Origin of the sequence: Endozoicomonas sp. G2_2 (assembly GCF_017744135.1) — a bacterium.
Lineage (GTDB): Bacteria > Pseudomonadota > Gammaproteobacteria > Nevskiales > Salinisphaeraceae > Salinisphaera.
The window spans coordinates 253632-279388 of record NZ_JAGHQU010000002.1 but is presented as its reverse complement, the minus strand read 5'-3'; the positions used below and the strand labels follow the sequence as shown (position 1 = coordinate 279388).

At 61.5% G+C, this 25757-nt stretch carries 21 protein-coding genes; 14 read left to right on the top strand and 7 right to left on the bottom strand.

Annotation, left to right across the window (positions count from 1 at the left end; translation table 11 throughout):
- From J7355_RS03485 to J7355_RS03470, 4 genes are all read right to left on the bottom strand, one after another.
- Positions 1 to 1653 carry a phosphoethanolamine--lipid A transferase gene (locus J7355_RS03485; RefSeq protein ID WP_209059974.1) on the bottom strand — a complete coding sequence of 551 codons (1653 nt, stop codon included), beginning with the start codon at positions 1651 to 1653 and terminating at the stop codon, positions 1 to 3.
- Between the two features lie 321 nt (positions 1654 to 1974).
- Positions 1975 to 5079, bottom strand: a complete 3105-nt coding sequence (locus J7355_RS03480; protein WP_209059972.1) for a CusA/CzcA family heavy metal efflux RND transporter — start codon at positions 5077 to 5079, stop codon at positions 1975 to 1977.
- A 9-nt stretch (positions 5080 to 5088) separates the two neighbouring features.
- Positions 5089 to 6441: an efflux RND transporter periplasmic adaptor subunit gene (locus tag J7355_RS03475; RefSeq protein WP_209059970.1), complete on the bottom strand. Its 1353-nt coding sequence runs from the start codon at positions 6439 to 6441 to the stop codon at positions 5089 to 5091.
- A complete protein-coding gene (locus J7355_RS03470) occupies positions 6438 to 7688 on the bottom strand; it encodes a TolC family protein (RefSeq protein WP_247739762.1) in 1251 nt (416 codons plus the stop codon). The genes J7355_RS03475 and J7355_RS03470 overlap by 4 nt, the downstream gene beginning before the upstream one ends.
- 632 nt (positions 7689 to 8320) lie before the next feature.
- On the opposite strand from J7355_RS03470, the gene J7355_RS03465 reads away from it, so the two are divergent.
- Entirely contained in the window at positions 8321 to 8992 is a 672-nt protein-coding gene (locus J7355_RS03465) for a class I SAM-dependent methyltransferase (RefSeq protein ID WP_209059967.1), read from the top strand.
- A gap of 167 nt (positions 8993 to 9159) precedes the next feature.
- On the opposite strand, the gene J7355_RS03460 is transcribed toward J7355_RS03465, so the two are convergent.
- Both J7355_RS03460 and J7355_RS03455 read right to left on the bottom strand, forming a co-directional pair.
- Positions 9160 to 9336: a hypothetical protein gene (locus J7355_RS03460; RefSeq protein ID WP_209059965.1), complete on the bottom strand. Its 177-nt coding sequence runs from the start codon at positions 9334 to 9336 to the stop codon at positions 9160 to 9162.
- A gap of 67 nt (positions 9337 to 9403) precedes the next feature.
- A complete protein-coding gene (locus J7355_RS03455) occupies positions 9404 to 9748 on the bottom strand; it encodes a hypothetical protein (RefSeq protein WP_209059963.1) in 345 nt (114 codons plus the stop codon).
- A gap of 228 nt (positions 9749 to 9976) precedes the next feature.
- Between J7355_RS03455 and tkt the strand changes: the two genes are divergently transcribed.
- The 3 genes from tkt to J7355_RS03440 all read left to right on the top strand — a co-directional run bounded on the left by tkt (position 9977) and on the right by J7355_RS03440 (position 14071).
- Positions 9977 to 12058, top strand: coding sequence for a transketolase (tkt, locus tag J7355_RS03450; RefSeq protein ID WP_209059961.1), 2082 nt, complete (start codon positions 9977 to 9979; stop codon positions 12056 to 12058).
- 30 nt (positions 12059 to 12088) lie between these two features.
- Positions 12089 to 13117 (top strand): class I fructose-bisphosphate aldolase, encoded by a 1029-nt coding sequence (locus tag J7355_RS03445; protein ID WP_209059959.1) that lies wholly within the window; start codon positions 12089 to 12091, stop codon positions 13115 to 13117.
- A 72-nt stretch (positions 13118 to 13189) separates the two neighbouring features.
- Entirely contained in the window at positions 13190 to 14071 is an 882-nt protein-coding gene (locus J7355_RS03440; RefSeq protein WP_209059957.1) for a phosphoribulokinase, read from the top strand.
- A gap of 10 nt (positions 14072 to 14081) precedes the next feature.
- On the opposite strand, the gene J7355_RS03435 is transcribed toward J7355_RS03440, so the two are convergent.
- Positions 14082 to 15023 carry a LysR family transcriptional regulator gene (locus J7355_RS03435; RefSeq protein WP_209059955.1) on the bottom strand — a complete coding sequence of 314 codons (942 nt, stop codon included), beginning with the start codon at positions 15021 to 15023 and terminating at the stop codon, positions 14082 to 14084.
- A 168-nt stretch (positions 15024 to 15191) separates the two neighbouring features.
- Between J7355_RS03435 and J7355_RS03430 the strand changes: the two genes are divergently transcribed.
- The 10 genes from J7355_RS03430 (at position 15192) to J7355_RS03385 (ending at position 25700) form a co-directional block, all read left to right on the top strand.
- A complete protein-coding gene (locus tag J7355_RS03430; RefSeq protein ID WP_209059952.1) occupies positions 15192 to 16643 on the top strand; it encodes a ribulose-bisphosphate carboxylase large subunit in 1452 nt (483 codons plus the stop codon).
- Positions 16644 to 16667: 24 nt separating this feature from the next.
- Positions 16668 to 17090: a ribulose bisphosphate carboxylase small subunit gene (locus J7355_RS03425; RefSeq protein WP_209059949.1), complete on the top strand. Its 423-nt coding sequence runs from the start codon at positions 16668 to 16670 to the stop codon at positions 17088 to 17090.
- A 77-nt stretch (positions 17091 to 17167) separates the two neighbouring features.
- Positions 17168 to 18103, top strand: coding sequence for a CbbX protein (gene cbbX / locus J7355_RS03420; protein WP_209059948.1), 936 nt, complete (start codon positions 17168 to 17170; stop codon positions 18101 to 18103).
- 221 nt (positions 18104 to 18324) lie between these two features.
- A complete protein-coding gene (locus J7355_RS03415; protein ID WP_209059947.1) occupies positions 18325 to 19353 on the top strand; it encodes an XdhC family protein in 1029 nt (342 codons plus the stop codon).
- The gene (locus J7355_RS03410) at positions 19350 to 19991 is read left to right on the top strand and encodes a nucleotidyltransferase family protein (protein WP_209059946.1); all 642 of its coding nucleotides are present in this window, start codon (positions 19350 to 19352) and stop codon (positions 19989 to 19991) included. Before J7355_RS03415 ends, J7355_RS03410 begins: the two co-directional genes overlap by 4 nt.
- 197 nt (positions 19992 to 20188) lie before the next feature.
- Positions 20189 to 20863, top strand: a complete 675-nt coding sequence (locus J7355_RS03405) for a (2Fe-2S)-binding protein (protein ID WP_247739737.1) — start codon at positions 20189 to 20191, stop codon at positions 20861 to 20863.
- 10 nt (positions 20864 to 20873) lie between these two features.
- Positions 20874 to 21857, top strand: coding sequence for a xanthine dehydrogenase family protein subunit M (locus tag J7355_RS03400; RefSeq protein ID WP_209059945.1), 984 nt, complete (start codon positions 20874 to 20876; stop codon positions 21855 to 21857).
- 19 nt (positions 21858 to 21876) lie between these two features.
- Positions 21877 to 24099: a xanthine dehydrogenase family protein molybdopterin-binding subunit gene (locus J7355_RS03395; RefSeq protein ID WP_209059944.1), complete on the top strand. Its 2223-nt coding sequence runs from the start codon at positions 21877 to 21879 to the stop codon at positions 24097 to 24099.
- 167 nt (positions 24100 to 24266) lie between these two features.
- Positions 24267 to 24941 carry a response regulator transcription factor gene (locus tag J7355_RS03390; RefSeq protein ID WP_209059943.1) on the top strand — a complete coding sequence of 225 codons (675 nt, stop codon included), beginning with the start codon at positions 24267 to 24269 and terminating at the stop codon, positions 24939 to 24941.
- Between the two features lie 357 nt (positions 24942 to 25298).
- Positions 25299 to 25700 carry a hypothetical protein gene (locus tag J7355_RS03385; RefSeq protein ID WP_209059941.1) on the top strand — a complete coding sequence of 134 codons (402 nt, stop codon included), beginning with the start codon at positions 25299 to 25301 and terminating at the stop codon, positions 25698 to 25700.
- Positions 25701 to 25757 lie beyond the last annotated feature (57 nt).

Sequence of the window (25757 nt, the reverse complement as noted above, 5' to 3'; positions counted from 1 at the left end):
TCAAGGCGGTGGCGGACATGCTGCGAAGATGTCTTGTCCGGGCCGGTAGACCTGTGTCTGTACCGCGAACAGACCTAGAACCGTGTCGAACAAATTATCCTGGCTATACTCTTGATCATTCACTTGGCTCATGCACTTGCGCTCGAGTCCCCGCCCCTTCCTAAAATCAGACGAGGTCCAAACCATCAGCGGCACATGGGTTTGTTCATGCGGCGCTATTAAGTACGGTAGGCCGTGAAGGTAAATGCCGCTCTCGCCAAGCGACTCGCCATGGTCGGACATATAAATCATCGCGCTCGCATAGCGATCGGAGTTCCTTTTTAGAAACTTCACAACCCTAGAGAGCACGAAGTCGGTATATAAAATGGCGTTGTCGTAGGCGTTTATCAGCTCTTGGCGGCTACAATCCTGCGGGCGATTGCTACGGCATTCAGGCTGGAATTTGCGAAACTCAGGCGGGTACCGTTTGTAGTATTCAGGCCCGTGGTTGCCCTGTTGATGAAGCACAATGAAAGTGTCTCTCGAGGGCTCGTTTAGCGATTCATCCAGCCGATACAATAAAATTTCGTCAAAACAGCCATCTTCATTGCAATAATTAGGCACGTCCATCTGAGCTGTGTTTTGTGTTTTTACCCTGGCGCAAACGCCCTTGCAGCCGGAGTTGTTTTCACGCCATAGCACACGTACCCCGGCGTGTTTCAGGACATCTAATAAATTCTCGCTGTTATCCGACACGAACTCGTCATAACTGCTGCGGTTTTGGCGCGAGAACATACAGGGCAGAGACACTGCAGTAGCAGTGCCGCAGGAATATACGCTGTCAAACTTGACAATCTCTTCTTGGGCCATGAGCGGCATGGTCCTTCGCTCATAACCTTCCAAGGTAGCGTTATGAGCACGCACCGTTTCCCCTAGAACGAAAACCACGAGCCTTGGCTTGCCGCCGGGTGAGCTATGCTGTCGTTGGTAGGCGTCGCGGCCCAATGGCCGAAGTGCCGCCTCACCGGCACTTAACTCGGCAGCCAGCAACTTTCCAGCCGAGTAAATGGAATAACTCGGATTAATCAAATAACGTAAATTTCGATTTTCGCGCCCTACTAGTGAAAATTCTTTGTAATGGCTATAAAGTGCCGCCCCGGCTACTGCTAAAGCTAGCGCCATCGTCAATATTTGCCGACCCAATTGTCTAGGAAAAGTCGCATAGCGCACGGGAACCCACCACACAACCAACGCCGGCAAAACTCCGGCCCATAACACATGCCAAAACAAAACCGGGCTCAATAAACCGTCAACCTCCCTAGGGTCGGTTTGTATCGTGTTGCGCAGCATTCCGTCATCAATCACAACACCGTAGGTATCCATGAAATAGCTATTAACAGATGCCAGGACGAGTAACACGGAAATAAACGGCTTAAAAAGAAAACGTAAGCCAAATGGTGCGATAGCCAAAGTGAAAGCGGCGACAAGAAATACGAAGATTGCGGCGAAAAACCCAAAGTTCCCCCGCCAGGAAATATCTGCCGCACTTGCCGCCGCACTCCAAAATGAGTTATTGGCAGTAGTCACTAGAAACAGCGCCACGGCCAATGCGAGCACGGAGGTCGTCACACGCAGGCGCGAAACCCGATGGTCGAAGGATTTGGCCGCTACCATCGCGACCACCTCCAAACGTTTGCGACTTCGTTTTGTGGCTCACCCGCAAACTCTGGGTGCCTGCAGCGTGGAACACCCTGACTAACAAGTGACCTATACCCAATGGCCCCTATGATATTGGGCTTATATTTAGTTAGCGCATAGATCGCTAAACTATGCCTGTAGCTCCAAACGAGACCACCATTCACTCGGCCGATGTATTCGTGAGAATTCTTCGCAGTACTCCGCTGCGAATCAATCGAGGGCGCTTGCCCTGAAATCACCTGGTCGAGCGGGACTTGCGCCATATGGGTGGGTGTTACCTCCATGATCAGCCCCTCCTCACAGCTCGACTTCGCGCCGTGGTTCGGCGAACCAGTGGTACACGGCAGGCAATACCAATAACGTCAGGAGCGTTGAAGTCACGAGGCCGCCGATTACGACTGCGGCCAACGGCCGTTGCACGTTCGATCCGATACCGTTAGCCATGAGCAGCGGGATTAGTCCCAGGATCGCTGTCAGCGCGGTCATGAGTACGGGGCGCAGCCGATGTTCTGCGCCGGTGCTTACCGCCTCATCGAGCTCCATACCGTGATCACGCAACTGATTGATGTAGGAAACCAGCACGACCCCGTTTTGAACGGCTACGCCGAACACCGCGATAAAGCCAACAGCAGCGGGCACGGATAGATACAGTCCCGACAACCAGAGCGTGAAGATACCGCCGATGATTGCGAACGGAACGTTCAAAAAGATCAGCGCCGCATAGCGCAGACTCGAGAATGCGCTGTAGAGCAACAAAAAGATCAGCGCCATCGTGACGGGTACGACGAGATAAAGGCGCTTCATGGCCCTTTGTTGGTTCTCGAACTGGCCGCCGAAGTCAACGAAATAACCGGGCGGCATATCGATGTCGCGATCGATACCGGCACGCAGATCGTTTACGACGCCGCCCATGTCCCGCCCGCGAACGTTCATCTGCACATACAGACGTCGACTGGCGTTCGATCGTGATATCTGCTTGGGACCGGTATAGACGTCCACGTTCGCCACTCGTGACAGCGGAATCAACGCGCCGCCAGGTGTCCGAAGATTCAGGTCTCGAATCGCATCGATCCGCTCACGTTGGTTCGCCTGCAGCCGCAGGAAAATATCGAACCGCCGCACGCCGTCGAAGACCTGGCCGACGGAAGCTCCCCCGACCCCTACGGACACGGTGTTCAAAACGTCGTCCACGCTAATTCCATAACGCGACAAGGCTTCGCGGTCTGGCTTTATGACGATCTGCTGTTTGCCGCCCTGCTGCTGGACACGCACATCCACAGCACCGGTGGTATTACGCGCGAGTTCGGCGACCTGCTGGCCGACCTCAGCTAACTTGTCGAGGTCATCGCCGAAGATACTGACCACGAGCTGTGCTTGAACGCCTGAGAGCAATTCATCGGTTCTAAGCTGGATCGGCTGAGAAAAGTTATTCGCCAACCCGGGAACGCGCGCTTGAAGGCGCTCGGACATCGCGTTCTGAAGACCTTCGTAAGAACGCCCACTTCGCCAGGCATCAAGGGGTTTCAGGTTGATGGTCGTTGCGACCACATTGACCGGTTCGGGATCGCCGCCGACTTCAGCACGACCGATACGTGAATAGGCGCCGGTAACTTCGTCGAATTCTCCGACGGTATCTTGTATCCGCTTGCCGTACGCAATCGCGGAATCCAAGCTCGCCCCGGGTGGCAGTGTGGAGCGAACCATGAATGTGCCTTCCCGTAGGGTCGGAATGAACTCAGTACCCAATTGCGGAAAAACAGCGAGACTCGCAATGAATAAGATTAGCGCTGTCCCTACTACAACGATCGGTGCTTTTAGCGCGGCGTCGCGCATCGGGCGGTAACCGGCCTTCATCCACGACACAAACCGCGGCTCCCGCATCGTGGTAACACGTCGGAATGCCAGTATTGCCAGCACGGGTACGAGTGTGAGGGATAGCAACAGAGCTGCGGCCAACGCGAAGCTAATCGTGTAAGCCATGGGCGAGAAGAGTTTTCCCTCGACGCCCTGCAGGGTGAACAACGGAAGGAAGACAATGATCACGATGGCGACCGCGAAAACGATCGGTCGCCCAACTTCTCGAGCCGCGGCACCAATCAAATCCGCCATGCTCGCGGTCTTGAGGTCCTGTTCCTCAAAATGCCGGAAGATGTTTTCGATCATGACGACCGAGCCGTCGACCATCATCCCAATGCCGATTGCCAACCCGCCGAGGCTCATCAAGTTCGCCGACAAGCCGGACACGCGCATAGCAATGAATGCTACAAGTAGCGACAGCGGTACGCTCGACACGACAATGAGTGTCGATCTCAAGTTGCCCAGGAACAAGTACAGCAATATCAGGACTAGTACGGCGCCAATTAAAAGCGCTTCGACGACCGTATTGATCGCCTTGTCTACTAGCTCGGCCTGAGAGTAGTAGACTTTGGCGACCATACCGTTAGGCAACGACTTATTGATTTCCTCGAGCTTTGCATTCGTATCCTCGAGGACGCGCTGGGTATCCGTTCCGATCAGCTTGAGAACGTAACCGCCAACAGATTCTTCGCCGTTGGCGAGTTCTGCACCACGTCGAATGGCTCGCCCGTAGCTGACTTCGGCGATATCTCGGATATAAACCGGCTGATCATTGCGCGTGTCTACTCGGGTGTTGCGCAGATCAGACAAACCCTGCTCGCCCGAAGAGACCCAACCATACCCGCGGATAATGTATTCCTCGCCGCCGCGCTCGATGAATGAAGCGCCGACGTTTCGGTTGTTGCGCTGTAGCGCTTCGCGAACGTCGGCCGGCGTCAAGCCGCGGGCCGTCATCGCACTCATGTCCAGGCGGACTTGATACTGCTTTTCGTAACCACCGATCGAGAGCACGCCAGTCACACCATCGACCGTACGCAGCTGTGGTTTGATCAGCCAGTCTTGGGCTGTACGTCTTTCTGTAAGCGAATAGTCCGCGCCTCCCTCATTCTCGACTGTATACATGAGAATCCGACCAAGTCCTGTCGTGATAGGACCGAGTTGTGGCTCACCTAGGCCACTTGGGATGTTGCGACGGGCTTCCGAAAGCCGCTCGTTCACGAGCCGTCGGGCAAAATAGATATCCGTGCCGTCTTCAAAGTAGACGTCAACCCGCGATAGCCCGAAAATGGACGTGGACTGTACTTTTTCGAGACCGGGCAATCCGTACATGCTGATCTCAATCGGATAGGAGACCAACGTTTCAATGTCCACCGGCGACAGCCCCTCGCTCGCGGTATATACCTGTACGAGAGCTGGCGTCGCGTCCGGGAAAGCATCCACTGGTAGTGCACGCAGCGAGAAATAGCCGCCGATTGCCAGCGCGAAAACCGCGACGAGCACCATGAGCCGGTTCGCCATCGCCAGGCGAATAATTGCGTTAATCATGGCGCCCTCCTAGTGGCTGTGTGCGGCGCTACGGCCACCGGCGGTAAGCGCAGCTTTCAGATCGAATGCGCCGCGCACAACCAAGGTGTCGCCAGCTTGAATCCCCTGCCGGATTTCTACCTGGCCTTGATTTTCTGAGCCGGTGCTTACCGGTTGAAACGTGTAAGCGCCCTCGGGTCCAGCTGGCAGAAACACGCCTTCGCGCTCACCGATTTGTTGCACTGCATCCACGGGAACAAGCGCTATACGTGAGCGCTTACCGCTAGACGCCCCGGCGTCGATATCGGCATCGGCAAACATGCCGGCTCTAAGCAAACCATCAGGGTTTTCGACGACGGCACGCACACGCACCGTTCTGGCCTGTTCGTCGAGCTGGGGCGAGATCCAGTCGATCACCCCTATAAAGCTTTCATCCGGCAATGGTCGTACCGTGAAACTCACTTTCTGACCTTTTTTTAAGTACGGCAGCGCTTGCTCCGCAGCATCGATCATCAACCACATCCGTGTGTTATCGACGACATGGATCGGTGTTTCGTTAGCACCAAGTGTTTGGCCAGCAACCAGATCGCGTTTCGCGATAACGCCGTCGCGGGGCGCAACCAACTCAAGTCGCGACAAAGGCTCGTCCCCACCACTGCGAATTGCATCGACCGCCGCATTGTCGAGGCCGTAAAGCTTGAGTTCGGCACGCTTCGCACGTCGCTCCGCCTTTGCTTGTTCGTATGCGGCACGAGACTCAGCGAGATCCGAATCGCTCACGATCTGATCCGCAGCCAATTTGCGGTCTCTCGCGTAGGCGGCCTGGCGCGTGTTAAAGCGCGCGGCCGCTGTTAGATATGCCGCCTTTTCCTTGCCTAAGGCGACACTATCGAGTACTGCAAGTGTTTCACCACGCGATACTGCTTCACCAAGGTCCGCCGTTACTTTGACTACCTTGGCTTGCAGTCGCGGCCCCACACGAGCGACGCGGTCGGCGTCGAAATGTAGCGTCGCTGGCGCTTGGATCGACGCACTCGCTGTACCGCTTTCGGCCTGGCCAATTGCGATGTCGAGTTGCTGAAACTGCTCCGCGCTGAGCTTAACGCTGTCCGGATTTTCTTCCCCGTGCCCGTCATGGCCACTTTCGCCTTCAGCGTGGTCAGACCCAAGTTCGCCTTTTTCGACGTCATCGTGTTCATCACTGGCATGCCCGGCTTCGTCATGGCCGTTATGTTCGCCGCGTTCTGCTGGCTGTCTGGACGTTTCGCTGGTTCGTGAATTGTCGGCTCCGGCACTGAAAGAATCACAGCCCGTCAGCAAGAGCGCGGCAAAGAGCAGTAGTGTGGGAATTCGGAAATAACTCATGAGTTCATGTTTGTTCATTGCGATGCTCCGCGGCTGTCCATCACGAGCAAGCCACCCGTGGCGCGCTCGAGATCGGTACCGGCCGTAACCAGCGCTCCGAGCGCGTCGAGATAATCGCGACGCACGTCAAATAGGTTGTTCTGGGCAGACGTGATCGCGGTTGCCCCGACCTTGCCGGCTGCGAATGAGCGCCGGGTGAGTTCGAGAGAACTCTCCGCGGCCTCCAAAACCGCATCACTCAACGCATCTGCTCGTTCTCGTCCGGCGTCATATGCGCTGATGGCCGAAAGCACTTGAAGTCGAACCTCGCGCTGAAGGTTGTCCTGATCGAGCTGGGCCTGCGCTAGCTCCGCAGTCGCAATCTGGCGCTCGCCTTCATAGCGATCCAGCAGCGGCAGCTCGAAACCGATACCGCCGCCAGTAATATCCGAGCCGCCTTTGTCACGACCACCCGCTTCTTCGCGGTAAAAACCGAACACGGTGAGGTTCGGTATGATTTCGCGATTGGCTAGTGACAATTCTTTCCGTGCGGCAATCACGCGCGACGCAGCGGCCTGCAAGTCCGTGCGCCGCTCGACGGCACGCGCCAACAAGCGATCACGATTTGGCATATCGAGCAGCGCAAAACTCAGATCTCCCTGAATGGCGAGCCGACGCGTGGGATCGATCGCAAGCAGGTCCTTGAGTTCAAGTCGAGTTTGGGTCGCCGCATCCCGGGCCGCGGCGGCGAACGCACGTGCTCGCTGCAACCCAAGACGTGCCGCATTGGATTCGATTCGGGTACCCGCGCCTGCGTTAAGACGCTTCTTGGCATAAGTCTCGAGCTGCTCGTTGGTATCAACGACGCGCTCGGCGGTGTTTACTGCCTGCTCCGCGACCAAGACAGAAAGGAACGCGGCACGCACGCGTGCCGTCGTCGTGGCTGCCAGGAAATCGTAATCAGCTCGAGCGGCGCCCAACCTACTTGTCGCAGCGTCTGCGCGTAGACCGCCTTGGCCGGCTATCCAGAATTCTTGGCTGAGCTGGATACCGATGTCGGTGCTTGAGCCGTTCGGCTGATCGCGCTGGCCTGCTTCCAGTTCCAAGCGCGGATTAGATGGGACAGGGACATCCGCGTGAATAGCCTCGCCACCGAGGCGTTGAATACGCAGACGAGCCGAACGCAGCGTCGGATTATATTCGCTCGCCCAATTCAGGGCCGCGTTGAGAGTCAGAGGTTGAGGTATCTGCGTGACCGCGGAGGCGGACAGCGAAACCCATAGCATGCAAAGTCCACAGGCAGCTTTGCCCGGGAGAAAACGGGGGAAATACATTGTGAATCCTCATCGCAATAGAAGAGGCGCCTGCAATGAAGCAGCGCCCGGCGAAGAAGATTCAGGCTATGGGTGGATCGATTAAGGGGGTGTGGGCCAAGCTGCGATAGAGATCGCGATGACGCCCGTTACGCGACGACATTCCACGAAGCCCCATGTCCGGCGCGTCACTTTGTATCCCAACTAAATGAGCGGACGCATGGCTACAGTGGTCATTATGGTCCGCGCTAACGCCAGTATCGGCATTATCTACGGCGGTTGATTCTACGTGCGAGTACGTCTCACCGTCGAACGCCGGCCAATCTACATGGCTCGCCCACGCTTGGGCGCTTAAAGCCACAATGACTGTGAGCACTATCGCCACAAGTCGCTGTAGATTGGCATAGGATAACGGCATAAGTTTTTAGCGTACCACAGAACTGATAATGCGAGCCAAACATCTACCGCTGTAATTCGCCCTTCGACACGTGTGCTGCGTCCCGCGGGCCGTTTAGCTGGATTGCTAGCTGCGACGAATACCCTAGGAGGACTAAGTTACTGCGGCTTTATGAACCACACTACGTATCAGAAGGAGGCGCATTACAATGGCTCTTAATAAAGAAGAATTTCGACAACGCTATGCTCGCTTGGCACCTTTCTATGACGGTGGACTGTGGTTCTATCGCGCGTTCGGTCTTCGAATCGACCATTACCGTAGACAGGCTGTATCCCGCCTCCACTTACTAGCCGGCGAGACAGTGGTGGATCTAGGGTGTGGTACGGGTCTAAATTTCAAGCACCTTCACGAAAAGGTGGGTCCCCGCGGGCGTATCATTGGCGTAGACCTGACGCCTGAAATGCTAAGCGTCGCCAGACGGCGAGTCGAACGAGCGGGCTGGCTAAATGTTGAGCTTGTCGCGGCCGACATGACGACCTACCGGATCCATGACGCAGACGCCGTATTGGCTACGCTCGCGCTCTCAACGGTGGCCAGCTACGAAACCCTGATCGAGTGTATAGCTACCGGGCTCCCGGCGCATGGACGTATTGCTAACTTCGAACTGCAATGGCCCGATCGGTGGCCGAAATGGCTCGGGCAGTTGGGTGTTTTCTTCAATCGTCCGGCGGGCGTAACCTCCGATATTGTTCACCGGCGACCCGCTGAGGCGATCAAGCGACACTTTACGCAATTCGAATGCGAAAGCCTCTTCTGGGGGGCGGCCTATGTCTGTTCCGGCTGGCAACCGAAGCCTTGGCACATATCTAGCGCCAGCTAGCCGAATGGGATTGTGCATAACCCAACTAGGCGATTTAGTCGCGCCGCTATCAATCATATGGTCTTGTACGATAAGGCTGATCGATCCAATTGGAACGCGGCAAATAGGATGTTGTCCGCTACCAGTCTTCCGCTTAGTTATAACACTGCATAGAACTTGGTCCAGAACTACGTAACAGCTCGACGCGCGGCGCGCACGCCGGGGTTGTACTCGCCGGCCCACGACAGGGCCGCATCGAGCGTGAGTGGTTGGGGTATCTGGGTTACGGCAGCACAGGGCGCCGCAAGCCAAAGCAGGCACAGACCGATGACGGTCGTGCCTGTCGTCGTATGACGCAGGGACATGATTGATCCTCATCGCGTTGAATCCGAAAACGACGCGTCGCGGTGCGATGCGCCGGAGAACGACGGTTCAGGCGATGGGCGGATCAATCAGGGGCGGGTGCGCCAGACTGGTATAGCGGTCGCCGCACTCGGCGCGATGCGGCACCGACCCGGCGAAATCGACATCTTCGGCGTGTGAACGCAGGCCCAGCAGGTGGGCGGCACCATGCGAGCAGTGGTCGCTGTGCGTGGTCTCGGCCGAGTCGATATGCGCATCGGCGCCGTCGAGCGCGGAAACGTCGACGTGGGCATGATCGCCGGCCTGGGGCGCAGGCCAATCGACGTGGCTCGCCCACGCCTGGGCGCTGACGGCCACAAGCGTTACGAGCAGCACGGCGATGAGCTGCTGGAAACGGCCATTCCGAACGATCATGGCAGCGAGCCTAGCACAGCCATTGTCAATCGCGGTGATCGAAATAAAGCCCCGGGATTGTCCATCCAACGTGCCGAGACATTAGATTCGTTTATCGGATAACCAACAAAGATTTATTTTTACTTATTTCCTGCCTGTCTCATATTGAGATCGAAAAGAGCGGCACAGAACCGCTCGTAGCCGCGATGCGCGTCGGGCGCGCGACCCGTACAGCCAGGAGACAGCGCGATGAGATCAAGCGACCGATCCGCTCGTTCGAAAACAGCGGGCGAGCCCAGGCCGGCGGCCGCCGCGAGACCGCCCCGACGCACGCTGGCCAACGCGCTGCGCGTTCTGGCCATGGACGCCATCGAACAGGCCAACTCCGGCCACCCCGGCATGCCGATGGGCATGGCGGATATTGCCGAAGTGCTGGTTAACGATGTCATGCGTTTCAACCCGGCCAACCCGCACTGGCCGGACAGGGACCGCTTGATCGTGTCCAACGGCCACGGCTGCATGCTCCAGTACGCCCTGCTCCATCTCACCGGCTACGACCTGCCGCTGGAAGAACTGCGCAACTTTCGCCAGCTGCATTCGAAGACGCCCGGCCACCCCGAGTACGGCGTAACGCCGGGCGTTGAAACCACGACCGGGCCGCTCGGCCAGGGCCTGGCCAATGCGGTCGGCATGGCGCTGGCCGAGACCGCGCTCGCCGCGGAGTTCAACCGCGACGGCGACAATATCGTGGATCACTGGACCTGGTGCTTGGCCGGCGACGGCTGCCTCATGGAAGGCGTATCGCACGAGGCCTGTTCGCTGGCCGGGCACCTCGGCCTGGGCAAGCTGGTGGTGTTCTACGACGACAACGGCATATCGATCGACGGCGCGGTCGACGGTTGGTTCAGCGACGACACCGCCGGTCGCTTCGAGGCCTACGGTTGGCAGGTGGTACGCGATGTCGACGGCCATGATGCCGACGCGATCGCGCAGGCTATCGATACCGCACGCGCCGACACGGGCCGCCCCACCCTCATTTGCTGCCAGACCGTGATCGGCTGGGGCGCGCCGAACAAACACGGTACGGCGGGCATACACGGCGCGGCCCTGGGGCCCGACGAGATCAAGGCCAGTCGCAGGCAACTGGGCTGGACCGACCCCGTGCCTTTCGCCGTGCCCGATGAAATCTATGCCGCATGGGACAAGCGCGAGACCGGCGCGGCGCTGGAACAGGATTGGCAACGCCGCCTCGAACGCTACGCCGCCCGGCATCCCGACGCGGCGGCCGAATTCCTGCGCCGCCAGGCGGGCGACCTGCCGCGGGACTGGGCACGGGACATGATGCGCCACCTGCATCACATCCAGGTCGAAGGCCACGATACGGCCACGCGCAAATCCTCGAAGGCGATAATCGAGTTCTTCGCCCCGCGGCTGCCGGAGTTGTTCGGTGGTTCGGCCGATCTGTCCGGCTCGAACGGGACCGACTGGAGCGGCCATACCGCATTCGGCGCCCCCACACATCGCGGCAACTATCTGCACTACGGCGTGCGCGAGTTCGGTATGACCGCGATTGCCAACGGCCTTGCGCTGCACGGCGGTCATATTCCGTTCACGGCCACCTTTCTCACCTTTTCCGACTACGCCCGCAATGCCGTGCGCATGGCCGCCTTGATGCGCGCCCGCACCGTGCTGGTCTATACCCACGATTCGATCGGGCTCGGCGAAGACGGCCCGACACACCAGGCGGTGGAACATCTGTCGAGCCTGCGGCTAATTCCCAACCTGCATGTCTGGCGACCGGCCGACGACGTGGAAACCGTGGCGGCGTGGAAGGCGGCCATCGAGCGCGCCGATGGCCCCACCGCTCTCGCCCTGTCCCGCCAGGATCTGCCCCATCTGCAACGCGATGTGCCCACGGTCGAGAACGTTCTTCGCGGTGGGTATGTCCTGCATGACCCGCCGCAGCCTCCCGAGGCGCTGATCATCGCCACCGGCTCCGAGGTCGCGATCGCGGTTGCGGCCGCCCGAACGCTGGCAGCCGACGGGCGGGCGATTCGCGTGGTTTCCATGCCCTGCCTGGATCTGTTCGAAAACCAGGATGCCGCCTACCGCGAATCGGTGCTCCCGGCGGGCATCGGAGCACGGGTGGCCATCGAGGCGGGGACCCCGGCGCTGTGGCGCTATTACGTCGGTCCGCGCGGGCGCGTGCTGGGCGTCGACCGCTTCGGCGAGTCGGCGCCGGCGGCCGATCTGTATCGCCATTTCGGCCTGACCGAAGCCCACCTCACCGCCGCCGTGCTGGAGCTGATCGGCGAGCCCGAAATCGCATAAGACCCATACAACGAACGCGAGGAGAGCATCATGGATACACAGGCACTCGAGGACATCGCCCGGCGACTGCTCGCCGACGGCAAGGGCCTGCTGGCGATCGACGAAAGCACCCCCACCTGCGGCAAGCGGTTCGAGGATTACGGCATCGACAACACCGAGGACAACCGCCGCGACTATCGCGCGTTACTGTTGTCGGCGCCCGGCCTCGGCGAAAGCGTGAGCGGCGCGATTCTCTACGACGAAACGCTGCGCATGAAGACCGCGGACGGCACGCCCTTCGCCACCATGATGAACGACAACGGCGTCATCCCGGGCATCAAGGTCGATACCGGCGCCAAGGATCTGGCCGGTCATCCGGGCGAGAAGGTCACCGAAGGCCTCGACGGGCTGCGTGATCGCCTGGCCGAATACCACGCCATGGGGGCACGGTTCGCAAAATGGCGAGCGGTGATCACCATCGGCGACGGCATCCCGAGCGCGGCCTGCTACGCCGCCAATGCCCATGCCTTGGCCCGCTATGCCGCGCTTTGTCAGGAAGCCGGCATCGTGCCCATCGTCGAGCCCGAGGTGTTGCTCGACGGCGATCACGATATCGATCGCTGCCATGACGTGACCGAAAAAACGCTCACGCGGCTGTTCGCCGAACTGCGCGAACAGCACGTGCATCTGCCGGGCCTCATCCTCAAGGCCAGCATGGTTCTGCCCGGCAAGCATGCCGCGCGACAGGCCGATGTGCGCGAGGTTGCCCAGGCTACCCTGCGCTGCCTGTACGCGAGCGTGCCGGCGTCGGTCCCCGGCGTGGCGTTTCTGTCCGGCGGCCAGAGCAACGAAAGCGCCACGGCCCATCTCGATGCCATGAACCGGATCGATAATGGCGCGGCGCCCTGGACGCTGACCTTCTCCTACGCCCGCGCATTGCAGCAGCCCGCGCTCGACGCCTGGCGCGGCGATGCCGCGAATGTGGAATCCGCACAGCGCGCGCTGCTGCACCGCGCACGCTGCAACAGCGCGGCCGCACGCGGCCAGTACGATCCGGCGCAGGAACGCCAGGTCGCCTGAAGCGCGGCCAAAAGTCCCTGCACGCCCCCTCGAAGAACCGACTCAGCGCGATTGCCCAACGGGAGGAGCCCCATGTCGATCAAGCATCCCGTGTTTGCGGTCACCGGTTCGTCCGGTGCCGGCACGTCGACCGTGCGCGAGGCCATGGAGCACATCTTCCGCCGTGACGGCTTCAAGGCCGCCACGGTGGAAGGCGACTGCTTTCACAAGTACGAGCGCACGGAGATGAAGCGCCAGGTCAGACAGGCTGAGGAAGAAGGCCGGCCGTTCAGCCATTTTGGCCCCGAGGCCAATCATTTCGACAAGCTCGAGGAACTCTTTCGTGTGCATGGCGAGACCGGCGGCGGTCAACGGCGCCACTACCTGCACAACGAGGAGGAAGCCGAACCCTGGGGGCAGGCACCCGGCACCTTCACGCCCTGGGAGGAAGTACCCGAAGGCTGCGACCTGTTGTTCTACGAGGGGCTGCACGGCGGCGTGACTTCCGACGAGGTCGACGTCGCGAAGCATGTCGATCTACTCGTCGGCGTGGTGCCGATCATCAACCTGGAATGGATCCAGAAGCTGCATCGCGACAAGCTCGCCCGCGGCTACAGCACCGAAGCCGTCATGGAGACCATCCTGCGGCGCATGCACGACTATGTGCACTACATCACGCCGCAGTTCTCACGCACGCATATCAACTTCCAGCGCGTACCGACGGTGGATACGTCCAACCCGTTCATCAGCCGCTACATCCCCACGCTGGACGAGAGCCTGATCGTGATCCGGTTCCGGGATCCGAAGAAGATCAACGTGGATTTTCAGTACCTGCTGTCGATGATCCACGACTCGTTCATGTCTCGCCGCAATACGCTGGTCGTACCCGGCGGAAAGATGGCGTTCGCCATGGAGATCATCATGCAGCCACTGATCGAGTCGATGGTAACCACCGGCGTCGTGCGTTACCGCTGAAGCATCCGCATCAGTCACTTTCCCCGGCCACCGCGCCGGCGGCCTTCGTGGCTGTCGGCCAGACCGTGTCCGCATGGTCTACGAGAAACTGCTTGAAGGCCTCGGCCGCCGGCGACAGGCGCTTGCCCTCGCGATTGACCACATACCACTCGCGCATGATCGGAAAATGCGCGACGTCGAGAATCTGCAGCCGCTCGGCATACAGATCCAGCTCGAGCGTGTGTGCCGACACGAGCCCCAGCCCCAGACCCGCGCCGACGGCCTGTTTGATGGCCTCATTGCTGGTCATGACCATCGCCGGCGTGAAGGCGATCTGGTGCCGGCGCGCGAAGCGCGTCATCGCCGCGCGCGTACCCGAACCTTCCTCGCGCACCACGAACGGTTGCTTCGCAATCGTCTTCAGCGGAATACGCTTGCGCTGTCCGAGCGGGTGATCCGGCGGCGCGACGACCACCAGCGGATTGTCCATGAACGCGGTGCCGGCCAGCCCCTGATCCGGCGGCGGCTCGCCCATGACGACCAGATCGACCCGGTTTTCCGCCAGCTGCGTGAGCAATGCCTGGCGATTGGTCACCGACAGGTTGATCGAGACTTCCGGAAACTCGCGATGAAATGCGGCCAGCAGATGGGTGATGAAGTAGTTGGCCGTGGTGGCCACGGCGACATAGAGACTGCCCCGGGAGACGCCCTTCAGCCGAGCGACCACGTCCCCGATCTCGTCGATCTGCGCGGCGATGCCGCGGCTATAGCGCAGGATTTCCTCGCCCGCGGTCGTGAGATAGATCTGCTTGCCGAACTGCTCGAACAACGCCAGCCCGACCGCCTCTTCCAGGCTCTTTACCTGAATCGAAACCGCGGGCTGGGTGAGGTGCAGCTCCTCGGCCGCGCGGGTGTAGCTGGCGTGTCGTGCGACCGCCTCGAAAACCTTGAGTTGACGCAGGGTTATGTTCATCCATCGCACCGTATTGGAGCCCTCTTTTCAGCGCATGGATACCATGCCCGGGACTCTCATATTTTCTTATGAAAACAATAATAACTATTTACTTTTATTTATCAATAGCCGGTCCTAGTCTGGCTCTGTCGCGAGGACACCGTCAGAAGCCAAATTCGGAGAATCGACATGGCCGACACAATCCAGAACAACAAGCGCTACGAAGCCGGGGTGATCCCCTACAAGAAAATGGGGTACTGGGAACCGGACTATCAGCCGCTCGATACCGACGTCATCGCCCTGTTCCGCATCACCCCGCAGGACGGCGTGGACCCCGAGGAAGCCGCCGCGGCGGTGGCCGGCGAATCCTCGACCGCGACCTGGACGGTGGTCTGGACCGACCGCCTGACCGCCTGCGACAAATACCGCGCCAAGGCCTACCGCGTCGATCAGGTGCCGGGCAGCGAGGACCAGTACTTCGCCTATATCGCCTACGACATCCAGCTGTTCGAGCCGGGCTCGATCGCCAACCTCACCGCTTCGATCATCGGCAACGTGTTCGGCTTCAAGGCGATTCGCGCGCTGCGCCTGGAAGACATGCGCATTCCCACCGCCTACATGACGACCTACAAGGGCCCGCCCACCGGCATCGTCGTGGAGCGAGAGCGCCTGGACAAGTTCGGCCGCCCGCTGCTGGGCGCGACCACCAAGCCGAAGCTCGGCCTGTCGGGCCGCAACTACGGCCGCGTCGTCTACGAAGCCCTCAAGGGCGGGCTCGACTTCGTCAAGGACGACGAGAACATCAACTCGCAGCCCTTCATGCACTGGCGCGATCGCTACCTCTACGTGATGGAAGCCGTGAACAAGGCCAGTGCCGCGACCGGCGAGGTCAAGGGCCACTATCTGAACGTCACTGCCGCGACCATGGAAGACATGTATGAGCGCGCCGAATTCGCCAAGGAACTGGGCTCGACGATCGTGATGATCGACCTGGTCATCGGCTACACGGCGATCCAGTCGATGTCGAACTGGGCGCGCAAGAACGACATGATTCTGCATCTGCATCGCGCCGGTCACTCGACCTACACCCGCCAGAAGAACCACGGCGTGTCGTTCCGGGTGATTTCCAAGTGGATGCGCATGGCCGGCGTCGACCATATCCACGCAGGCACCGTGGTCGGCAAGCTCGAGGGCGACCCGAACCAGATCGCCGGCTTCTACGACGTGCTGCGCGAGCCGTTCAACGAAACCAATCTCGAACACGGCATCTTCTTCGACCAGGACTGGGCCGGCCTGAACAAGTGCATGCCGGTGGCCTCCGGCGGCATTCACGCCGGCCAGATGCACCAGCTGCTGCACTATCTCGGCGAAGACTGCGTGCTGCAGTTCGGCGGCGGCACCATCGGCCACCCGGACGGCATCCAGGCGGGGGCGACCGCCAACCGCGTCGCGCTCGAGGCCATGATCATGGCCCGCAACGAAGGCCGGGACTACCTGGCCGAAGGTCCGGACATCCTCAACAAGGCCGCCAAGGACTGCAAACCGCTGCAGCACGCGCTGGATACCTGGAAGGACATCACCTTCAACTACAGCTCCACCGACACGCCGGACTTCGTGCCGACCGCCACGGCGTCGGCCTGATCACCGCCCGCCAGGAGAACAATCATGCGTATTACCCAGGGCACCTTCTCGTTCCTGCCGGAACTGACCGACGACCAGATCAAGAAACAGGTGAAGTACTGTCTCGACAACGGCTGGGCGGTGAATCTCGAATACACCGACGATCCGCATCCCCGCAACACTTACTGGGAGATGTACGGCCAGCCGATGTTCGACCTCAAGGATCCGGCCGGTCTGATGATGGATCTCGAGGAATGTCGCAAGACATTCCCGAACCACTATATCCGCGTGACCGCGTTCGACAGCACCCATCAGTGGGAAACACCGCGCCTGTCGTTCATCGTGAACCGTCCGCCCAGCGAGCCCGGTTTTCAGGTCACGCGCCAGGAATGCGAGGGCCGCAAGATCCGCTACACCGTGCACAGCTACGCCACGGATCAGCCCGAAAGCCAGCGCTACCGGAACTAGTCGCTACCGGCGGGCGCCGCTTCAGGGCGCGGCGTCCGCGTGGTTTATCGACAAACGCGATTCAGCAGGAGACGGCGATGAGCAGTGCAGAAGACGCCACGAACCGCGACGACGGACAGCCGCTGGCCGACGATGCCCGTGTGGATCTCGACGCGGTCTTCGAGGAATCGCGGATCCAGGAAGTCTTCGATCAGCTCGATCGCGAGCTGATCGGCCTCCGGCCGGTGAAGACACGCATTCGCGAGATCGCCGCCCTGCTGCTCGTCGACCACGTGCGGCGCCAGTTCAACCTCGCCTCCGACACACCCACGCTGCATATGTGCTTTACCGGCAACCCGGGGACCGGCAAGACGACGGTCGCCGAACGCATGGCGCAGATACTGCACAAGCTGGATTACGTGCGCGAGGGGCACCTCGTATCCGTGACCCGCGACGATCTCGTCGGCCAGTACATCGGTCATACCGCGCCCAAGACCAAGGAAGTGATCAAGCGCGCCATGGGCGGCGTGCTGTTCATCGACGAGGCCTATTATCTCTACCGGCCGGAAAACGAACGCGACTATGGCCAGGAGTCGATCGAGATCCTGCTGCAGGTCATGGAGAACAACCGCGACGATCTCGTGGTGATCCTCGCCGGCTACAAGGACCGCATGGACACCTTCTTCGAGTCCAATCCCGGCTTTCGTTCACGTATCGCCCATCACATCGACTTCCCCGATTATTCGCCGGACGAGCTGGGCGCAATTAGCCAGCTCATGCTGGCCGACGAGAATTACCGGTTCAGCGACGAGGCCCGCGTTGCCTTCGACGAGTACATCGAGCGGCGCATGCAGCAGCCCCACTTCGCCAATGCCCGTTCGATTCGAAACGCCCTCGATCGCATGCGCCTGCGTCAGGCCAAGCGATTGTTCGAGGCACGCGGTTCGGTGACGCGAAAGGACCTGACCACGCTCGAAGCCGATGACGTACGCGCGAGCCGCGTCTTCGCCGAGCCGCTGCAGACCAGCGACTGACCGGCAACATTCGGGTTCGCGACGCGGCGGGTATACGCCGGGCCAGACCTGTGCCGCGTGGCCGCCCTGCCGGGCGCTTGTATTCGGTTGCGCGCGACCGTATTGTCTGGCCCATACATCCTTCGCCTGCCTCGCCGCCTCTGCGGCGGCGTTCATGCGCCAGGCACCGACTTTCGGTGCAGTTGGCAGTGGTCGATGCAGGCGCTAATGTCGGCTGGAACATGGCAGACAAGATCACCCCTTTCACCGAGCGCGCGGGCGTACGGGACGACGTCGAGCCGGCCCGCGCGGACTGGCCGGCCTGGCCGACCTACGGACTCGTCGACGACCTGCTGCCCGTGCTGCAAACATGGCAATCCCAAGGCCGACGCATCGCGCTCGCGACGCTCGTGCACGTCAGCGGCTCGTCGCCCCGCCCCGTCGGCAGCGAAATGGCCATCAACGACCGCGGGGAAGTCGCGGGCTATGTCTCCGGCGGCTGCGTGGAAGCCGCGGTCGCCGCCGAGGCACTTCAGGTGTTGGACACCGGCACGCCGGTCATGCTCGATTACGGCGCAGGCAGCCCCGTGCTCGACGTACAGCTGACCTGCGGCGGGCGTATCGGTATCTTCGTGCGTGCCCTCGATGACCCGTCGGACTACATCGCGCGCTGGACGCATGCGCGCACGCACCGACAGCCGTTCGACGTGCGCGTGGATCTTGCCGACGGCAGCCACCGTTACGGCGTGATGGACGGCGATACGGGCCGCCGCGTGTTTCATCAACGTTATCTGCCGCGGCCGCGGCTGGTGATCGCCGGGGGTGACCCGGTAACGCTGGCGCTCGCACAACTTGCGCCGACATTCGGCTACGAGGTCGTTTTGTTGCGGCCCTACGGGCCCGCCGCGCCGCCGCCGGACACCACGCTCGCACACTACGACACGCGACCGCTGGGCCGTGCGCTGGACGGCCTCGAGCTCGACGCCTCGAGCGCCGTGTACACACTCACGCACGATATCGACGACGACCATGCGATGCTCGCCAAGGCACTTGCCTCGCCGGCCTTCAGCGTCGGCGCGCTGGGCAGTCGCCGCAAGGCGGCCGAGCGTCTCCAGCGCCTGCGTAGCGACGGTTTCGAAGAACAGGCGCTGGCCCGCCTGCATACGCCGGCAGGGCTTGATATCAACGCCCGCCAGCCGCGCGAAATAGCGCTGTCCGTGCTGGCCGAACTGGTGGCGCTGCGCCCGCGCGAGCGCGCCGCCCAGGCTTGATCGGCGCCGTCGTTCTTGCAGCCGGCTCATCGCGCCGCTACGGCGCGCGGCCCAAGCTGCTCGCCCGTCTGGCCGGCCGAACCGTGATCGAGCACAGCCTGGACGCCCTCCATGGCCTGCCGGTCCGGCCCTTGGTCGTCGTCACCGGTCGGGCGCGGCGACGGATCGAGCCGGTGATTCGAAACGCCCGCGGCGGCCAGCCCGGCCTTCGCCTCGTGCACAACCCGGCCTACCGCCAGGGCATGGCGAGCAGCCTGCAATGCGGCCTGGCCGCATTGCCACGCCACTGTCACGGCGCATTGATATGTCTGGGCGACATGCCGGATATCGAGCCGCGTCTCGTTGCGCGGCTATGTGCCACCTGGCATGCCGGGCTCGACTACGTCCGCCCGGTCGGCCGGGGGCTGCCCGGGCACCCGGTGATCGTCTCGCGGCGGCTGTTCCCGGCGATCGCCGCACTCGAGGGCGATCGGGGTGCCAAAACCGTACTCGATGCGGTGCCACGCGCGCGCTACCGGCTGATCGCGGCACGCAAAGCGCATGGGCGGGACATCGATACGCCGGCTGCCTTGCGACGGGCCGCCATGGCACATCGACGACGCCAGACGCGGGAATCCATCGCTAAATCGTCGCGATAGGTAAAAGCAAAGAGAAGGTGGCGCATGATCGTTTATGGTGGAGGAGTATTGTAATTACCATGCAGCCAGAACGACCGCTCCCGTAGCGAGTCCAACAAACCAACAACACATCCGACAAAAACAGGATCGGTACACGATCCATAAAAGTCAGTTCCACCGAGCAGCGCGCCGAGCGTTGCCCCGACCCGGAGTACATCATGAGCAATCGTGACCAGAGCCGTGCCGCCCGCGGCGCGACCGATCAGCCACGCAAGGGCCAGCCGGCGCATTCCGCATCCCGGCGCCGTTTCCTCAAAAGCGCGGGCATGTCAAGCATCGCCGCAGCCACCTCGGGTGCCGGTCTGGGCCAGGCATTCGCCGACGAGGGCACGCCCGCGGCGGCGACCAACGACGCACCCGCCGAAGGCAAGAGCCGGGTGACGTTCAAGATCAACGGCCGGATGAAGCAGATCGACGTGGCGCCGAACGTCATCCTGCTTGACGCGTTGCGCGACGATCTGAAGCTCACCGGCACCAAGAAAGGCTGTGACCACGGCCAGTGCGGTGCCTGCACGGTTCATGTGAACGGCGTGGCGATCAATTCGTGCCTGAGCCTGGCGGTGATGCACGAAGGCGACGAAATCACCACCGTCGAAGGCCTCGCCGATGGCGACGCGCTGCACCCGATCCAGCAGGCCTTCCTCGACGAGGACGCCTATCAGTGCGGCTACTGCACTTCGGGCCAGATGATGACCGCGACCTCGATCCTGGCCGACGAACGCGTCGGCGCCAGCGACAACGATGTCCGCGAAGCCATGAGCGGCAATATCTGCCGCTGCGGCGCCTACAAGAACATTCTTGCCGCGGTCCAGTCGACCCGCGGCAAGGTCTAGGGAGCAACCAATGAGAAACTTTGCCTACCAACGCGCGGACAGCGTCGACACGGCCGTATCGGCCCACGCCGGGCAGCCGTCGTCGTTCATCGCGGGCGGCACCACCCTGCTCGACCTAGTCAAGCTGGACGTGATGCAGCCGGAGCGGATCGTCGACGTCAACGACCTGCCGCTCTACGACATCGAAGAACTCGACGACGGCCGTCTGAAGATCGGCGCCATGGTCACCAATACCGATCTCGCCTATCACGAGCGCGTGAAAAGCGACTACGCCGTGCTGTCGGAGGCCCTGCTGTCGGGCGCGTCGACCCAGCTGCGCAACAAGGCCACGACCGGCGGCAACGTCATGCAGCGGGTGCGCTGCGCCTATTTCCGGGACGGCGTCTCACCCTGCAACAAGCGCGAGCCGGGCACGGGCTGTTCGGCAATCGGCGGAGATAACCGCAGCGTGCACGCGGTACTGGGCACCAGCGAACAGTGTATCGCCAGCCACCCGTCCGACATGTGCGTGGCCATGGCCGCCATCGGCGCTACGGTGACCGTCAATGGCCCCAACGGCGAACGCGAGATCGATTTTCTCGATTTCCATCTGCTGCCCGGCGATACGCCGGAAAAAGAGCACGCACTCGAAGCGGACGAGCTGATCACCCATGTCACCCTCGACGCACCGGTCAAGGGCAACAAGTCGCACTATCTCAAGCTGCGCGACCGTGCCTCCTATCAGTTCGCGCTGGCTTCGGCCGGCGTGATCGTGGCCACCGAGGGCGAAACGATCCGCGAGGCCCGTATCGCCATGGGCGGCGTCGGCACCAAGCCCTGGCGCGCGCGCAAGGCCGAACAGGCGCTGGTCGGCCAGCCGGCCAACGAGGCCAGCTTCAAGAAGGCCGCCGAAATCGCCTTCGAAGGCGCGACGCCCTACGAGCACAACGCGTTCAAGATTCCGCTCGGTCAGCAGGCCGTTGTACGCAGCCTCAGAAACGCCACGAGCGCCTGAACTCACAGGATAAGCAACCATGACTGACAAGATTCAAGCCAAGATCATCGGTGCGTCCAAGCCGCGTATCGACGGTCCGCAGAAGCTCAGCGGCCAGGCCATGTATGCCGCCGACCACCACCTGCCGAACATGGCTTATGCCTACGGTGTGTTCAGCACCGTGGCCAGCGGCACGATCGACGATATCGATGTTGCGCAGGCCAAGCAGATGGCGGGCGTCATCGATATCTTCCATCACGATCACTTTCCCGATCTGTATCGCACGCCGAGCAGCTTCGCGCAGGAAAACAAGGTCGACGAAACCCGCCTGCCGTTCGAGGACAACCGGGTCTACTACCCGGGACAGTTCGTGGCCCTCGTCGTGGCCGATACCTTTGCCAACGCACGTGCCGCGGCCTACGCGGTAAAAGTGAAATACAGCGCGGATGCCGAACCGGTCGCCACGCTGAGCCAGGCCCTGGCGCGCGGCGACGAGCCGAAGACCGACGATTCGAGCGGCCACAGCCGTGGCAATCCCGACACGGCTTTCGATTCGTCGTCGAATCAGATCGACGTGACCTACATCACGCCGATGGAAACCCACAACCCGATGGAGATGCACGCCAGCACGGCGAGTTGGGAGAACGGCGACCTCGTACTCTACGAAGCGTCCCAGGGCGTGATTTTCGCGCGCAACGTGATGTCCAAGGTGTTCGGCCTGCCGCCCGAACGCGTCGAGGTGCGCTCGCCGTTCATCGGTTCCGGCTTCGGCAGCAAGCTGTGGATCTGGCCGCATGCGATTGCCGCCGCCGCGGCATCGCGAGAGGTCGGCCGCCCGGTACAGCTCATGGTGCCGCGCCACGCGATGTTCACGACGACCGGCCATCGCCCGCCGACCCGTCAGCAGATACGGATCGGCGCCGACGACAACGGCAAGCTCACCGCGCTGACCCACGATTCGGTCAATACCACATCGATGACCGACAACTACGTGGAAACAACCGGCAGCTGCACCAAGAGCCTGTACGACTGCGCCGATCTGCGGGTGAGTCACGCCACGATCGGCGCCCATCACGGCACACCCACGTCGATGCGTGCGCCGGGTGCGGCCCCCGGCCTGTTCGCCCTCGAATCGGCCATGGACGAAATGGCCGAAAAGCTGAACATGGACCCGCTCGAATTCCGGAAGGCCAACTACACCGAGCGCGACCAGAGCATGGATCTGCCGTTTTCGAGCATCCATCTGATGGAAGCGTTCGACCGGGGCGCGGAGAAGTTCGGCTGGTCGAAACGCAACCCTGCGGTCGGCTCGATGCGCGATGGCGATGAGGTCATCGGCTGGGGCATGGCCGCCTGCAACTGGGAAGCACTGAAGATGAACTGCGATGCGCGGGTCTCGCTGCGTGCCGACGGCACCGCCTTCGCGTCCTGTGCGACCCAGGATATCGGCACCGGCACGTACACGATCGTCGCCCAGGCGGTGTCCTCGATCACCGGTATTCCCATCGACAAGATCGAGGTCGAGCTGGGTGATTCGAGCTACCCGAGCGGCCCGGTTTCCGGCGGCTCGTGGGCTACGGCGACCACGCTTCCCGCGATTGCGGGCGCAACGCGCAAGGCCGTCGACGCACTCAAGACCTACGCAGTGGGCGACGGCGGCGCGTTTGCGGGCGCCAAGGCCGACGATCTGAGCTTCGACGACGGCAAACTGGCGGACAGCAACGGCAAGTCGGTCGCTTATACCGACGTGCTCAAGCAGCTCAAGCTGGCCAACGCCGACGGCGAAGCCCACACGCCGGGTGCGCCGCAAGGCGAATACTCCTTCCGCTCTTTCGGCGCGCATTTCGTGGAAGTGCGCTGGGACGCGGGCATTTCCCGGCTGCGGGTCTCGCGCGTGGTCAGCGCCATCGACGTGGGCCAGATCATCAACGAAAAGACATCGGCCAATCAGGTCGAGGGCGCGATCGCCATGGGCATCGGCATGGCGTTGTTCGAAGCCACCGACTACGACGAGCGCTCGGGGCTGCCGATCAACAACAACTATGCCGAGTACCTGGTGCCCGTGCACGCCGATCAACCCGACGATGTGGATGTCATCCTGCTCGACCATCCGGACTACGAATTCAACGAGTTCGGCGCGCGCGGGATTGGCGAGATCGGCGTGACCGGCATGGCGGCCGCGGTGGCCAATGCGGTCCATCACGCGACCGGCAAGCGCATTCGTGAATTGCCCATTCGTCTGGAAGACCTGATGAGCGCCTAGCGAATCGACAGGCGTCGCCAGGCATCGCGACAAGGGGCGGCTCGGACCGCCCCTTTTTTTGTGCCGTGCCCGTCGCGGATTAATCGCCGACCGATTAAACCTTTGCCGCCCGTAACTGTCTGATCCGATGTTGCGCTGGCGCATTCTGGAAAAGGCGAATCGGAGCGATGGACGTTCTCATCATCGAAGCTGACGATCAGCGAGCGATCGATATCGGCGACTACCTCTCGCAGCACGGGCACGAACCGGACTTCGCATCCGACGGCCGCCTCGCCGTACGGTTGTGCGAGATGCACCGGTACGATGCGGTCATTCTCGACCCGGCGCCGCCCCGGGTGGACGACACGACGCTCTGTGCGCGCTTGCGCGCCGATCTCGGGACGCAGCCACCGATCCTGGTGCTGTGCCACGGACCGGACGTCCCCGTCGTGGAGCACGAGCTGGCGATCAACTGCGTTCTGGCGCCCGCCGCCATCCCCGATCTCTATCAGCGCCTGGAATCGGCGGTGTATCACAAGCGCCGCAAGGCCCAGGCGATCTGCAGCGCGTCACTGCAACTCGATCCCGACAGCATCTGCGCCCACTGCGCCGGTGAGGTGGTGCCGCTGGCCCCGACCAGTTATCGGATTCTCGAGCTGCTCGTTCGCTGGCATCCCCGCGTGGTTACGCGCGACGAGATCGAAAGCGCGGTGTGGCCGGAAACGCCGCCCGCTTCAGAGGCAGCGCTGCGCGGTCATATCCATCGGTTACGCCATCTGCTGGCCGAGGTCGGCGGTGAATCGTTGATCCGTACCGTGCACGGCGTGGGCTATCAGCTTGCCGACCCGTCGTCGATGACCTGATCTCTACACGAAATAAAAATCAGCCGTTTATCGATTGTTTTTCGGTTTTTGCATCAGGTTCCGTAACCACATCTCGACAGGCTATTCGAGATGTCTAAGCGCGTTAAACATCGGTTTTAGTTTACTGTTTTTAATTGCGTTTTATTGTGTCGATATGTTTTGCGTGGCAATGTCCTGTTGGCTGGCGGCGCTTAACCTGCATGGCGCCACTTACGGCGCCATTTAACGGCCACGTATCGGGGGCGGCAACGGTGCGCGCGGAAACGACCACGGCTGCACATACCCGCGTTGCGCGCAAAGCCACCCTGGGTGCACTGTGGTTCCTGAACCTAACAAGAACCGCCCGGAGGAGACCCGATGCGATATTCCCTGCCCGTTGTGTGTGCCGGCCTGATGCTGCCCCTGGCGGCTACCGCTGCCGACAAGCCGGCGCATAACTATCCGACCCAGGCCCGGGTCGAGTATGTGTTCGACTGCATGAATCAGTTGGGCGGCAAGAACTACGACACGCTGTATAAATGCGCCTGCAGCATCGACTACATCGCCGATGAACTGCCCTATGACGAGTACGTCACGCTGGATACGTATCAACGCGGCCAGAACGCCGCTGGCGAGCGCCCCGAAGTGCTGCGCGAAGGCAGCATCGCACGCGAGAGCCGTTCGCAGCTCGCGAGCATCAAGGCAAAAGCTGCCGATAGCTGTCTGATCGATACCAGCCGGGTTGGCCAGAGTAGCCAGAGCAGCCAGACCGGCAGCTAGCGCGTTCCGGAAAAGCCCGTTCGCCTACAACCAATAGCGCATTGGCCAACCCGTCGC